Origin of the sequence: Pseudarcicella hirudinis (genome assembly GCF_900115665.1) — a bacterium.
GTDB lineage: Bacteria > Bacteroidota > Bacteroidia > Cytophagales > Spirosomataceae > Pseudarcicella > Pseudarcicella hirudinis.
In genome coordinates this window covers 53,883-69,138 of record NZ_FOXH01000001.1, presented here as the reverse complement: position 1 = coordinate 69,138, position 15,256 = coordinate 53,883, and the positions used below count along the sequence as shown (strand labels likewise).

Here is a 15,256-nt window from a genome sequence, read left to right as displayed (position 1 = left end):
CTTATTATCAACAAATCATTATTTTAACAGTTCTGCAGCTTTGTCAATCTGATCTGAGTAACCATTTAAAGTCTGCGAAATCGTTTGTATTCCGTTATCCGCTTCTTTCCATTTTCTTTGCTCAATTGATTCACGAACAACAGGCAATGTTTTTACCCCGTAACCGGTATAAAAACCCGGGGCATAAATCTGATGTTTATACCAGGGGCGGGCAGGCAGGCCAGTAGGATTCGTCAGATAACGTTCTGCATGAAACAAAATCCCGTTAAGGCTGTTTAATTTATCTGCACTAAGCTTTCCGGTATTTTTAGACAATAACGCATAATTTTCAGCACTTTTTGATAACCTCGTCAAGGCATTTTCAAGTGGTGCAAAATTCAAATACGGCACTTCATCCAGTAATTTCTCAGACAAAGGTTCATTTATATTAACAGCAGCCTCAAAACTACCTTCCTTAATTAAGCGATTGTTCTCTTCGGTTTGTGCCCGTTTGGTTTCCAGCAATTTTTTCACCTCTTCTCCATATTTCTGAACGGTATTTGAGAACCCAAGGAAATCAAAAGGAAGAACATCTGAATTGGCTAATCTCAGTACACTTCTCCCCATTGTTTTAGCAAGGGTAATTCCATAAGAAAAATCAGGGTCTTTGAAGCGGGTATAAAGGTCAAATGAATCATAAATTGAGTGATATTCTCCCCCGTCGTCTTCTCCGCCAAAACCTACATTCATCGCTGAAATTCCTGAATGCTGCAAAAACGGGGAATAATCCGAACCGGAGCCTAAAGCTCCGATGCGGAAGCCTGTCTGGGATTGAATATCCTTTTTATTCTCAGGACTCCCGTTTACTTTGATATAAGCCCTTAAACGCTCTGAGACACTGATTCCTTTTTGTGGATCTTTTACCTCTCTGGCTATTTCGTTAAAAAATTTCTCAAGCGTGTGCGAACCTTCGGCAGAAAGAAAACCCCTGCCATTACCATCAGAATTGAGGTAAACGACGGCCTTTTTATTTAATTCGTCCTGATTGGTTTCAACCCATTCCGTTGATCCCAGTAAACCGGGCTCTTCTCCGTCCCAGGCACAGAAAACCAATGTTCTTTTAGGTTTCCAGCCTGTTTTGGCCAACTCCCCGATTGCTCTTGCTTCTTCCATAACAGCAACCATGCCGCTCACAGGATCTGCCGCTCCGAAAACCCATCCGTCATGGTGATTCCCTCTCAAAATCCATTGATCCGGGAATTCACTTCCTTTCATCACAGCAATTACATTAAATAATGGTTCAATTTTAAAATCAAACATCAGTTTAAGATGAACTTTTGCCGGACCGGGACCAATATGATAAGTTATCGGCAATTGTCCGTTCCATGTTTTAGGGGCAACTCTCCCTCCCATCGCTTTCAGCAAAGGCAGCGCATCATTGTAAGAAATCGGTAAAACCGGAATCTTCATGATGGTTGTGGCTTCCTGATAATTAATATGTTTTGCATTTTTAGTATGCCCGTAACCGTTTGTCAGAGGATCTCCCGGCGCAACAGGCAAATCCAGTACAGAGCCTCTCTGTACACCATTTTCATTTCTGAAAGGCCCTTTTGGATATACATCACCTTCTCCATAACCATCATCTTTCGGGTCCGAGTAAATAATACAGCCGATTGCTCCTTTTTCAGCCGCTAGCTTAGGTTTTAATCCCCTCCATGACTGTCCGTATTTTACAATGACAATTTTTCCTTTTACACTAATGCCCATTTTTTCAAGCATTTCGTAATCATCCGGCCGGCCATAATTCACGAAAACCAGCTCGGCAGTTACATCACCGTCAGCTGAAAAGCAGTTGTAAGTTGGTAAATGGTCTTTCAACTGACTGGAGGTAACATCCTCTTTGAGAGCAGGTTCGGTTAAAGAAGCTTTAAAAGGTACTGGTCCCAGGAGTTCAAGCTGACGAATTTTGGGTGTCGGGAAAAGTGTATAAGAAGTATCTATTCTGGCTTCATAACCCCAGGAACGAAATAAATCTCTCATAAAAACAGCATTATCACGGTCATGCTGCGAACCAACAAAATGTGGTTTGGAAGTCATGCGCTGCATCCAGCTTCTGAGATTCTGAGGATTAAGTCCGGCATCAAACTGAGCTTCCAGTGCCAGTTGTTTTTTCACATTCTTTTCGTCAAACCCAAGAATATTCTGAGCTAACAGGCTTTGATGTGAAATAAGAGAGAGGATGAAGATGAAGGTAAGTCTTTTTTTCATGTATTTTTCCTTAAACGTTTCAATAAACAGAGGATAAGTTTTCTACTAAAGTAAATATATTGAAAACTCCATAAAATCTGTATTTTAAAACAGTATGTTTGCAGGGAAAAAACAAAGAAAGAGGTTTTAAGTCAAGTTTTTTCTCACCTGATTTTATGAAAAAAGAAAGCTGTCAGCTCTTTCAAAACAAGTTATAAAAACTCGTTTGTCATTTTCCGGATTATTTTCAGGAAAGAATAAATCAAAATCAGCAATTTGGTATAAAACCAAGTTTTACTCCATAAAATCACCAAAAACAAAGGATTTTACGGGGTATGGCTTTAAATTAACTTGTCCAATAATTGAGAAAAACTCAACAAAAGGGAACAAATGATTTTGTATTTTAAAAAAAAGTCTATACTTTCACGGCATGAAATTCACAGCATGAATTTCTGCAAGACAAATTTGTTCAACCTGTTAAACACTATATACCTAATATTTAACACTAAACTTGTTTATTACTTTTCTTTTATCCTCACTGTGGTAAAAAGTGACGAACAAATCTATATCTTTTGGGTCTGAATATTCGGGAATACGGGTTGAAAATCTTAATTTTTATCGACGATTATATCATAAATGTTTTTCTTGGCAGAGAGAAACAGGCATCCGGAATAAATATTGTCATTAGTACCAATAACATTCCTGGTCAAGATTAAGTCTGGGATGAGTAGTTATCTGAATAGATAGTCTTCGGTGTATCCATTTCATGTGCTCAATAAAATCTGATCCTTCAGTATATGCTGAAAAGTCATTACCTAAGATCAGATGGATAAGTAATCTGCACTACTATTTAGAACTACTCAACTCAAACAATCTGAGAAAACGATATACCTTATAACCCGGCAGACTGCTTATCGTTACATTCAGAAAGCATTGTAATCAGACGATAATTCCTTTTATCTTTCTCTAAAGCCCCTACAGATTTCAAAACAGATAACTGATCTATTTTCTCAAGAAAGCAGGGGTTGTCATGGTATTCCATTCTCAGATTAGGTCTTGATAAAAAAAGTATTCCCGCCTCCGCATTCCTGCTGAAATACAAATCTTCAATCGAAGCCCCTCCTATCGTATTTTCAAGAGAATACAAAAGCATTTGGTCAATCTGTTCAATTTTGTAAAAATCTCCCTGAAAAAACCGGAAAATACTTCCATCTCTTCGCTGATATCCCCATAACTCTTTTATGCCAAAGCTTTTTTGCCGGCCATTGTTAAAAGAGACACTGAATATGCCTTTCCCTGGGCGCCAGTTAACTCTCCTGACTGCCTCTTCAGGCCTTGATGAGATGTTTAACAAATCATCACTTTTCCGGATAAGCCGGACAATGTCATGAGGATGAGTCTTTTCCCGGGCATTCACATTTGTGATAGCACACAGGATTAAAAAAAACATAATCAGTGACTTATAAGCATTCACAGACTTTTTCATATTACTTCTTAAATTTTCATTTGGTGTATGTATTCAGGAAAAATCAACTTTAATAATTTGTATTGACCAGTTTGAGAGACATCCCGGTTTTAACCTCATCACTGGCCGTTTTGAGAATGATGTCTCCTTCTTTTACCTGTCCGAAAACCTCTGTTTTGCCATCCGCTTCCATACCTTTTTTTACATCTACCCATTGCGCTTTTCCGTCAACCACTTTTACTACAAAACATTTCTCCATCGTTGTGGCAATAGCAGAAGAAGGCACCATAAGAGAAGCACCGGATCTTTCTACAGGCAGATTAACCATCGCATACATGCCTGAAACCAGTCGAAGGGAATTATTAGGAATTTCTATTTCAATCATTTCCGAACGGCTTTGTTTTTCAACATTATGAGAAATACGATTTACTTTTCCTTTAAAAACCTCATCAGGAAAGCTCATTACCGTAAAAGATACCGGTTGATTCTGTCTGACTGCATCCAGGTATTTTTCAGGAACAGCGATCTGTAAACGTAATTTATGCTCCTGTTTGATCTTAAAAACCGGAACAGCTGTTTTTTCTCCCGGGCCGACAAAAGCACCGGGTGACAATTTACGGTCAGTAATAATTCCGGCAAAAGGTGATCTGACTTTCAGAAACCCATTCATCTCCTGCATAGACTGGTAAACGGCATTGGCTCCTGAAAGAGATAAACTATCTGCCACTGTTTTTGAGCGGGCAACGTCCAGGTCATACGGAGATACCGCCCCCGGAGTCTGTGCTGCTTTCAGGATTCTTCTGTAAGTGGATTTTCCGGCTGTCCATTGCGCTTCCGCAGATTTTACTTTGGCATAAGCCTCTGCCAATTGAGATTTCAGTTCCGGAGCTTCCAATTCCGCCAGAAGCTGTCCTTCTGCAACATGATCGCCTATGTCAACATTTATTTTTTTAATATAACTGTTCACTTTCGGATAGATATCTGTTTCAAAATAGCTCGTCAGTTCTCCGGGTAAATGCAGTTCCCGGGTAGGACTGGCTTTTTCTATTTTAACGGTAGGCCAGGTGATTTCATCCCCCTCTCCCATTGTTTTACCGGCATTTTCAGCATTGGAAGAACTACAGGCATTCAGCATTACTACCATTCCGGAAGCGGTAAGCAATAACATTATTTGACGTTTCATGAGATAATAATTTTAAGCGTTTTCAGCGATAAGTTCGTGTTGGTCATAATAATCACTCTCCGAATCTTCCGGATTGAGTGATACAGATTTTACGGATGTTTTCTTTTGTATTCCGGCAAAAACCAGTGGTAAAATGAGTAAAGCAGCAAGCGTTGACGCAACCAATCCGCCGATTACTGCCCTTCCCAAAGGAGCAGTCTGTTCACCTGATTCACTCAGGCCGCTTGCCATCGGTATCATTCCGACCACCATCGCAATGGAAGTCATCAGAATCGGGCGTAGCCTGACTGCCCCGGCCACTCTGGCAGCTTTTGCAGCATCCTTATATTCTTTTCTTAAAGTTTCTGCATTGGTTACCAGTAACAACGCATTAGCTACCGACACCCCTACCGACATGATTATTCCCATGTAAGACTGTAAATTGAGTGTGCTTCCGGTAAGCAGTAAGATTGAGATGGAACCTGCCAAAACTGCCGGAATCGTTACTAAAACCACAAAAGATACTTTGAATGACTGGTAATTAGCGGCCAGCAACAGGAAAATTACTACTACCGCCAGACCTAATCCTGAACTAAGGCTCCCTAAAGTATCCTGTAACAGCCTTGCCATTCCTTTCAGTTCCACAACTGTTCCCTGAGGCGGTGTTCCGGCTGCTTCGATGGCCAGACTCACATCTGAAGCCGCAGCACCTAAATCCTTTTTATAGATATTTGCTGAAACGGTAATAATCCTTCTGGGGCCGATTCTGTCAAATTCTCCCGGAACTTTCACTTTTTTAACCACAGCAACATCTCCCAGTGTAGGACGAAGCTGACCCGGAATCAAAGGAATATTTTCTACATCCTGAACCGAAGCCATTTGATACTCCGGAAGCTGAACCTGTACCTGATAAGCAAATCCTTTTTTCTGGTCCAGCCAAAAATTCTTGGCCGTAAACCGGCTGGAAGAAGTAGCAGCCACTAAAGATTTAGCAATCTGATCGGCCGATAAACCAAATTGTGAAGCCCTTGTTCTGTCGATCTGAATATCTAAAGTCGGGGCACTTAAAGGCTGATTTAAACGGATATCCCGCAGATACGGAATCTTTTTCAGGCTTTCCATCAGCTTCTCAGCAAAAAATTTACCCTCATTTAAATCCTTGCTCCCTACCATTACCTCTATAGGTGTCAGCGCTCCCTGACTCATTATTTTGTCAGTTAATTCGATAGGTTCAAATGAGACATTTGTTTCAGGAAGTTGCTGATGAATCTTTTTCCGGATTTTTTCTTTGAGTTCATCAAGAGATTTAACCTGATAGTGTTCTCCTAAATTTACCTGTAAAACTGCCTCATTTGGCCCTGCATTAAAAACATACAAAGCACTTGTTCCATAACTTGAAGGAGTCATCCCGACGAAGGCAGAAGTTATATCTACATTTTCTGCTCCGACCAGGTTTTTAATCAGATTGATGGTTGTGATTACCTGCTGTTCGGTACGCTCTATACGCATTCCTTCCTGAGCAATCAGTCTCAATTGGAATTGTTTTGAATGATCCAGTTTCGGCATCATGTCTTTCCCGATCTTCATGAATCCGAAAACCAGCAGTCCTGAGCTCAAAATCAGGTAAGCGGGAATCACAATGGCTTTCCTCAGCATCAGTTTATCCAGCAAATGGAGGTATTTCAGTTTAAATTTCTCAAAACCTGAAATCTGTTTCGGATGCGTTTCTTCATAAACTTCCATTTCTGATTCCTCCGTATTATCGAGGTCATTCAGTATTTCAGGTTTATGTAAGGCTTTATGATCATGACCTTTCAACCACCAGTTTGAAAGCACAGGAACCAGCGTCTGGGAAAAAATATAGGACGCAATCATAGAAAATCCTACCGCAAGCGACAAAGGCATAAACATCCCTTTAGGAACACCATTCATCAATAATGCGGGAGCAAAAACCGCAAGAATACATAAGGTAATCAATAAAAGCGGAAAAGAAACCTCTCTCGCTGCATCGAGAATCGCTCTGGATTTGGTTTTCCCCATTTCAAGATGCTGATGAATATTTTCGATGACGACAGTCGATTGGTCAACCAAAATACCGATAGCCAATGCTAATCCTGAAAGTGTCATGATATTAATAGTCTGTCCGGACAGATTCAAAGCCAGCACCGCCGCGAGAATGGAAATAGGAATAGTAACAATTACAACCATTGAACTTCTGAAATCTCCTAAAAACAAAAACACCACCAGGCCTGTCAGCAAAGCCCCGATCAGTCCCTCTGAGGCCAGACTTTCCACGGCATTTATTACGTAAACAGATTGATCAAATTCATATTTTAATCTGATATAATCCGGTAAAAGAGATTGCATTTCCGGAAGTTTACTCTTCAGTGCATTCACAACATTCATCGTTGAAGCATCAGAGGTTTTGGTCAGAGGAATATAAACCGAGCGTTTACCATTTACCAAAGCATAACCTACCGTAACATCTGAGGCATCTTCTACAGAGGCAATATCATGCAGGAAAACGGTCGGGCCAACTCCTGTACGCAAGGGAATATCCAGAAAATCCTCCACTTTTCCCATCACCGAATTCATCGGAGTCATATAAGTCAGGTCTCCGATTCTCACATTCCCTGCCGGAGAAATCTGGTTATTTTTCACGACTGCCTGTACAATTTCATCAGGAGTCAGCTGATAGCTTTTCATAGCATCAGGATTCACTCTGACTACCACTGTTCTTTCATTTCCTCCAAAAGGAGGAGGAGAAGAAGCGCCCGGAATCTGCGAAAACAGCGGTCTGATTCTGGTTGAAGCCAGATCCTGCATTTCACTTAATGTTGCTTTTTTGCTGGTAAATACCAATTGCCCTACTGGAAGATTGGTAGCATCAAACCGAACTACAGTTGGCGGTACGGTTCCGGGAGGCATATAACTCATTACACGACTTACCTGATTGGCTACTTCACCGGCTGCCTGAGCCATGTCAACCGTTTCGTAAAAACTTAATTTCACCAAACATAAACCCTGGACATTTTTCACTTCAATATCTTTAATACCAGATACATACAGCATTTGATTCTGATACCGGGTTGCGATAAATCCTTCCATTTGTGCGGGGGTCATTCCTCCGTAAGGCTGAGCAATGTAGATAGTCGGCAGGTTCAGTTTCGGGAAAATATCTACCGGAATATTAAATAATGCCATGAAAGAAAAGATGGCCAATCCGAGTACTGCTACAAGCACCATAACGGGCTTGGAAAGTGCTCCTGTGAGTAATTTATCCATGATGATTAAGTTCTTTAGACTATTTTATCTGATTAAGAAAATCTGACAAATCCCCTTTTGCCGCAGATTTGAGCAATGCAGCCCGCCATACATTATTTCTGGCAATTACCTGATCTATTTCTGCCCGATTCAATACTGTCACAGCCTGTGTAAGCTCAAAAATGTTCGATAAACCTGCCTGATAACGTGAATCTGCCTGATTGTAGGCCGATTGTGCAGCATTCAGTTGCAAAGGCGTCTGCCGGACAATCTCCAGAGCCTGCCGGTATTGAAGACCGGCATCTTCCTGCTGGCCTTTCAACCGGAGCAGATTCTGATTATATTGTTCCTGATAACTTTTAGTTCTGAACTGCTGGGCCTTAAATTCATGCTTTGTTCTGAAAATATCCGATATTTTCCAGAGTGTGGTAAAACCAAGCATGTAATCATAAGCTCTGAATCCCAGACCGGATAAGGATGAATTATAAATAAAATTGCCATCTGCATCAGTCCTGTCATTAATTCCTGAACCTTTTGCCCAGGCAGCGCCAACTGCCATGATAGAAGGCATTGAAGATTTTGAGATTATACGGGCTTTTGCAAGACTGAAATCAACCTGTTTCTGGTAAAATTTCAGAATAGGATTTGTACTTTGCCATGATGGACTTTCTTCTGACGACACTTCGGGCAATGCTTCATTAAACTTTTCTCCGGCCAACTGAAAGTTACCATTATCAAACCCAAGTAACTCAGCCAATCTGATCTTCTGCTGGCTTGCCATTTTGCGGCTTTCCAGTAAAAGTATATTAGCTTTTGAAAGCTCTGCCTTTGCCAGAGAACTATCTACACCGGATCTTAGTCCGGCCTGTGCTCCTGCCATAACCACATCATAATATGCCTGTGTTCTGGTCAAAGTATTTTCCTGTACTTTCACCGCTCCTTCAAATACCAGACTCAGCAAATATGCATCCGTTACTTTTACTTTATGTTCAAATAGCTCCCGCTCATAATCTGCATTTGCCTGTTGAATTCCTGCCTCAGCATAATCTTTTTCCGCTTTTTTTCTGCCAAAATTTGCCAGTTTGTAATTAACCAGGACAGAACTTAAACTACTCCAGACTGCATCAGAAGTAAAACCATTAGTCTTAATCGAACCTGAAGTCGGGATGGCCGTTCCTTCCAGCGGATAATATGTACCCCGCACCTGATTGGAAGTAGCATAAAGTGCCTGTGCCTGCCAGGCAATGCCCGGAAGAGCATAATTAACTTTTCTTGCTTCGGCCTCAGATTTCCCTGCTTCTATTTCTGCGAGTTTCGCTTTAAGTGAGGGATAAGATTTAACCGCAATATCTATTGCGTTATCCAGGCTTAATATTTCAGGAATCTTTTGAGCGTTGACTGCCGTAACTGCCAGCAGAGCAATTATTACAGCCAAAACACTTTTACAGGATTGAATCATGACACAGCTTGATTTAAATACTGTGCCGAAGTTAATTTCCTTACTTAAGAGAGGGCTAAGAAAGAGATTAGAATACGATTAGAAATGTTTGAGAGGAAGAATAATCGTTACAATAGTTCCTTCATGCGGCACAGAGGTAAGGTGAATGCTTCCGTCATGAATTTTAACAATCTCCTGAACCAGGGTTAGTCCAACGCCGAACCCCCTTACATGATGGCTGTTTTGCCCCCGCATCATTGGCAGAAAGATATTTTCCATATCAGAGGGTAAAATACCCATTCCTTTGTCTATTACCTTCAGCACGATTTTTTCCTCTTCTTTGTCAAGAAAAATATCCACGGGTTTAAAATCAGAGTACTTACAGGCATTATCCAGCACATTCACAAAGGCAGATCTCAGTAAATGGGGGAAGCCCGAAATTACAGCCTGTACACTATCGCCTGAAAATCTGTCACTGAGTTCAAAATTGAGTAATTGTTCAGGATATTTATGATTAATATAAGATATGGTATCCATCAGCATCTCTATCGGGTCAAGATCTGATTTGTCCGGACTGGCATGAAGTCCTTCTACTTCAGCCAGCAGCAGCAGGTTATTTGCCAGATCTATCGTCCGGTTTACCTCTCCTATCGCTTCCACTGTACTTTTTTTCCATTCATCATCCTTTCTGTCATATGCCAGAGAAGTTTGCAAAACGCCTTTTATAACTGTGAGAGGTGTCCGCAGCTCATGAGAGGCATAAGAAATGAAATGTTTTTGGTTTTCGCCCAAATGCTGAATCTTTTCAAGTAACTGATTAAAAGATGCTGCAAGCCAGGAGGCTTCATCGTTTTTATCGCTGTATTTTACCCTGAAACCAAAACCTGAAACATCCGTTCCGTCAATCTGGTGAATGATCTGGTCAAAGGGGCTTAAAGCTTTTTTTGAGAAGAAATAGCCTGTTATGCCAATGATAATTAAGGCCAGCAGATTTCCGAAAAGTAAGGAGTATCTTAGTGTATTGCTCATATTCCGTCCGTTCAGGTCGTAGGCAGTCACTATGGCAACAAAGATTTTCCCATTATGGAAATAGGCAAAAGCTACGCCTTCTTTCTTAAATTCAAATTTGGGATTACGGTATTCGAATCTGTATTTTTTCTGACTCCGGACCAGCTGCAAAAATGAATCTTCCGGAACATAATCTGACGATTCGGCAGTTGAGACAACCAGATTATTTCCCTCATCATAAACAGCTTCATACTGATCGTTGAGTGAGAAAAATATATCTTTTCTGAAAACAGAATCATTCTGTAAAATCTGACGGGTAGCTTCCGCACGGGCAAAAAGCCTTTCATAAATCAAATCCTGCCGGTAATCTTCGTAAGAGTAATACACATAAAAAGAAAACAGCACCAGAATAGCCGCTACAATCAGGGTAAATGCAATGGTTATTTTCTGTTTGATAGTCATGGTTCTCTCAAAGAATAGCCTCTGCCAATAATAGTCTGCAATAATTTTTCAGGAGAATCTTTGTCTATTTTCCTTCTTAAGTAATTGATATATACATCGATGACATTTGTATTGGTATCAAAATTCAGATTCCAGACCTTTTCCAGAATATCAATCCGGCTGACAATCTTTCCCTTATTCAGCATGAGGTATTCGAGCAATTCAAATTCTCTTTTCGTAAGCTCAATTCTCTGTCCGGCACGGTGAACCTGCTGGCTATCAGTATCCAGCTCCAAATCACTCACTTTTAACACTTTAGACCGATTCGCAAAAGTCTGATTACGCCGGGCCAAAGCCTTTATCCTCAGTAAAAGTTCTTCAAATTCAAAAGGTTTTGCCAGATAATCGTCTGCACCGGAATGGAATCCCATCACTTTATCCTGTAATGTTCCCAGCGCTGTAAGCATCATTACAGGTGTATAAGCCCAGTTATTTTTGATAAATCTGCATAAATCAAAGCCATTAATTCCGGGAAGATTCACATCAAGAATCACTGCATCAAAAGTCTTTTGTTCCAGAATTCTCTGACCGATTAATCCATCGTAGGCAATTTCCAGAGAAATTTGCTCACTTTGAAAGCCTTTCTGGATAAATCCGGCCAATTTAGGGTCATCTTCAATAAGCAGTATATTCATAAAGCGACAGGTGAAATGTAAGGTCTTCTAAAATAACAGACGAATTATCAGGAATATAGTTTAAATACGAATTCTTTCGTTCAAAATTAACAATCTGAAATTCATCTGTAAAATTTAATACCCAAACCAAACGTATAGTTACCAAATGGTATTCCGAAAAATCCTGCGGCGCCACTAACTAAAAATTATTGTATTTATACCTATATAACGTTGCAATTACCCCGTGTTTATACCAAATTTGCAACTTATAATAGATTTCAGATAAAATCGGACAGCGTTTATTCATCGGTTTCAATCATGACTTATGCTTCGCTTCTATCTATTTTTCTGAACCTGTTTTTCTGCATCTGTTTAATTTAACTCGAACCAAATTAACACATTTAAAAAAATCTTAATGCCTGGTCATTCTAAAAATTACAAGAATCTGATTTTCTCATTTATTACGATTATTATTTTTCTGCTGTTTACTGAATTAGCTTTCCGTTTAGTTTTAGCCTTAAATGGCTTTCCTTTCCTGATGCCAAAAGAGGTATTATTTGCAAGGGAATACGGAGACTCATTCAAACAAATCCGGGGGGAGAGTATTACGCAACATGATGATTATCAGGATATCTTAATTCTGGGAGGCTCTGTAGTCAGCCCGGACTGGTCCGGAATGGAAAAAAGGTTAAAAGATTCTCTTTCCAAAAGATTGAAAACTGATAAAATACGCATATTTAACGTAGCATTTCCCGGACATACTTCTCTCGACAATGATATAAAATACCGGATACTTCACGAAAAAGGTTATTCTTTTGATCTGGTTTTATACTATGAAGCCATCAATGAAAACAGAGCCAATAATATCAGTCCTGTGGAATTTAAACCGGATTACTCTCATTTTAAGTGGTACGATCAGATTTACAGAATTCAAAAACATCCTGAACTGAATTTTACGGTTATTCCCTATGTTTTTGATTATATCCTGAGCAAAGTGGATAATGTTATTCATAAAAAAACGTTTCTGAGCATCGGAGATGTCAGGGATAAAACACTCTTAAAATATGGTTCTGATATTAAAACGGCAAAATCTTATGAACGTAATCTATCGGGTATCATCAGTTTATCAAAGCAGTATCATGAACCTTTATTATTGATGAGTTATGCTTATTACCTTCCTCCGGATTATCAGTTAACAGGAGGACAAGAGGATAAAAAGTACTATGCCGACTGCAAATATTCCTGTTCTATCAATATATGGGGAAAACCGGAAAATATCCGCAAAGGAATTGAAGCGCATAATCTCATTATCAGGAAACTTGTGCAGCAATATCCAGAGCTCTACTATCTTGATATTCAGAAAATTATTCAGGGCAACCAAAATTACTTTTGTGATATCTGCCATTTCAGTGAAGAAGGGGCACAATTATATGCTAAAACACTGGCTGATTTTCTGATTGAAAAGAAATTAGTACATTAATTTACTGCTTAAAAAACAGAGAAGCCTGAGACCTGTCTCAGGCTTCTCTGTTTACATTTCTGGTTAAACTATTCGGCAGGAACAAACAAAACTGCGTCTGCCACCACTTTCCCATCTGCTGATTTATTGGAAATTTCTACAAAACTCTGATTACCTTTAGGAAATGTATAAGCCCCCAAACCAACCCATTCACCGGAAGTCTGCCCTTCAACAACCAGTTTGGCATGGTCGATATTAACTTCATTCATGCCTTTCCCGTCAAATACGGTTACTAATGTTTTTGAGGTGGATTGCTGAACTTTAGGAACATAAACATATACCTGATATTTTCCGTTTTTGACAATTTCCGGAATAAAACGGACCGATTTCTCTTCTTTCCCCTTACTTTCATCTGAAAGCATCGAAGAACCATAAGCTCCGCGATTGGTGGTTTCCTTTTCCCAGCTTCCGATCAGTTTTACATTTCCGGTATTTGCATCATCTACCAAAATTTCTGCAATACTTCCATCGGATAAAGGATCGGTTTTTAACATTTTTTGCAGCTTCCCTATTTCTATTTCCTGAACAGAGGTATGATGGTCAATAGCCAGACTTGCTGCTAAGGCAGAAGATTGGCCCAGTACCATAAAAACAGGTTCCATCCGAATAGAACCATATGCAATATGTGAAGCAGACATACAAACCGGAACCAGCAAATTTGAAACTTCAGAGGCTTTGGGAATTAAAGAACGATACGAAATCGGATATGGAGGAAATCCACCTACCTGCACATCACCTTCATTTTTGACCATTTTCACCCCATTTTTCTCAATAACAAGTCTCTGACAATTATGAGAATCCATCGTGTAGGCAGCCATTCCAACACCGTCGGTAACCACTTCTTTTCCCTGACAATTGGCCTGGGTCATCACATAAGCTCCTACCATTCTTCGGGCTTCTCTTACATACATTTGGGGAGACCAGTTTCCATTGTCAGTGTATTCATCTTTCGGATAACCGTAGCTTTTCATTTCCTTTCTCAAATGTTCTTCAATTCTGGCATCGTTTCCGATAAAATACAGTAAGCCTTTGATGTATAATTCATGATTTTTCTGAATTTCTGCCCTTTGCTGATAATCAGCTTCAGGGAATTCATAATTCATTCCGATCATATCCGTTGAAAACGGGCCGTTATTATTGATGTCAGTCTTTTGATTCGGCATAAAATCAAATTTCAAATACTGAGCGAGATTTTTGGGTTTCATTTTGTTAAAAACCCTTAGTAATAATTCATATTTAGTTGAATCATAACCTTCAGGTTTACCAATCGGTATCTGATTAGAAACATCTTTTGTCAGGCATATTCTGAAATTATAAGCCTGTACATTTTTATTCCCGGTTCCGGCAGGTAAAAGTTTTTCATCTGAAACTCCCCAGACCAGACCGCTTTCCGGTTTCCCTTCAATTTTATAAGGATCAATTCCATCCGGAAACTGATGCTTTTCCATCAATTGTACGCCATTATAGGTTTCATGAAAGGTTTGATTATCTTCTCTCCCAACCGTATAACTTACTTTAGCTTTTGCCATTAAGTCTCCTTCATAAGTACAATCAATGAACATTTTTGCTTTGATCTTCCGGTTAGTCGTCATTGAAGGATTTTTACTGTTTTCAAGGGTAATTTCCTGAATGACTTTCCCTTGTTTTTTCAGGGAATTTAACCTATGCCCATACAAAACCTTTACCTGAGCTCTCTTAATATAATCCAATAAAATATGCTCAGCCACATGAGGTTCAAAAATCCATTGTTCAAACTTGCCATAATGTTTACCAATCCTTCTGTAAAAGTCTCTTGCTATGCCCGTTATCGCAAATTTATTCCCGATATCGGTATAACCCAGCCCCCCGGTGGTAAGTCCTCCCAGGTGGTTGCCCGGCTCAATTAAAATCACAGATTTTCCTGCTTTCTGAGCAGTATAAGCTGTAATTACTCCGGCTGCATTTCCTCCATATACACAAATATCCACTTCTGTTTCAGCTTTTTGAGCAGATAATGTCAAGGTATTGACAAATAAAATAAAAAATAATGCGGTTTTCTTCATAGTCTGAATGGTTCAAA

General features: G+C 39.8%; 9 protein-coding genes. 1 reads left to right on the top strand and 8 read right to left on the bottom strand.

Features of this window, described 5'->3' with window-relative positions; all coding sequences use genetic code 11:
* Window positions 1-18: 18 nt before the first annotated feature.
* The 7 genes from BM179_RS00245 to BM179_RS00215 all read right to left on the bottom strand — a co-directional run bounded on the left by BM179_RS00245 (window position 19) and on the right by BM179_RS00215 (window position 11,699).
* The gene (locus tag BM179_RS00245) at window positions 19-2,247 is read right to left on the bottom strand and encodes a transferrin receptor-like dimerization domain-containing protein (protein WP_092010387.1); all 2,229 of its coding nucleotides are present in this window, start codon (window positions 2,245-2,247) and stop codon (window positions 19-21) included.
* Window positions 2,248-3,118: 871 nt separating this feature from the next.
* On the bottom strand, window positions 3,119-3,712 hold the full coding sequence (locus BM179_RS00240) for a hypothetical protein (RefSeq protein ID WP_092010384.1): 594 nt from the start codon (window positions 3,710-3,712) through the stop codon (window positions 3,119-3,121).
* A 49-nt stretch (window positions 3,713-3,761) separates the two neighbouring features.
* Window positions 3,762-4,874 carry an efflux RND transporter periplasmic adaptor subunit gene (locus tag BM179_RS00235; RefSeq protein ID WP_092010381.1) on the bottom strand — a complete coding sequence of 371 codons (1,113 nt, stop codon included), beginning with the start codon at window positions 4,872-4,874 and terminating at the stop codon, window positions 3,762-3,764.
* 12 nt (window positions 4,875-4,886) lie between these two features.
* Window positions 4,887-8,138, bottom strand: a complete 3,252-nt coding sequence (locus BM179_RS00230) for an efflux RND transporter permease subunit (RefSeq protein WP_092010378.1) — start codon at window positions 8,136-8,138, stop codon at window positions 4,887-4,889.
* A 19-nt stretch (window positions 8,139-8,157) separates the two neighbouring features.
* Window positions 8,158-9,576, bottom strand: a complete 1,419-nt coding sequence (locus BM179_RS00225) for a TolC family protein (RefSeq protein ID WP_092010375.1) — start codon at window positions 9,574-9,576, stop codon at window positions 8,158-8,160.
* Between the two features lie 78 nt (window positions 9,577-9,654).
* Entirely contained in the window at window positions 9,655-11,025 is a 1,371-nt protein-coding gene (locus BM179_RS00220; protein WP_092010372.1) for a sensor histidine kinase, read from the bottom strand.
* Window positions 11,022-11,699 (bottom strand): response regulator transcription factor, encoded by a 678-nt coding sequence (locus tag BM179_RS00215; protein WP_092010369.1) that lies wholly within the window; start codon window positions 11,697-11,699, stop codon window positions 11,022-11,024. The genes BM179_RS00220 and BM179_RS00215 overlap by 4 nt, the downstream gene beginning before the upstream one ends.
* Before the next feature lie 394 nt (window positions 11,700-12,093).
* Here BM179_RS00215 and BM179_RS00205 point away from each other — a divergent pair, with 394 nt between their 5' ends.
* A complete protein-coding gene (locus tag BM179_RS00205) occupies window positions 12,094-13,158 on the top strand; it encodes an SGNH/GDSL hydrolase family protein (protein ID WP_092010363.1) in 1,065 nt (354 codons plus the stop codon).
* 68 nt (window positions 13,159-13,226) lie between these two features.
* Here the strand turns inward: BM179_RS00205 and BM179_RS00200 are convergent, their stop codons facing one another.
* Window positions 13,227-15,239: an FAD-dependent oxidoreductase gene (locus BM179_RS00200; protein ID WP_092010361.1), complete on the bottom strand. Its 2,013-nt coding sequence runs from the start codon at window positions 15,237-15,239 to the stop codon at window positions 13,227-13,229.
* Window positions 15,240-15,256 lie beyond the last annotated feature (17 nt).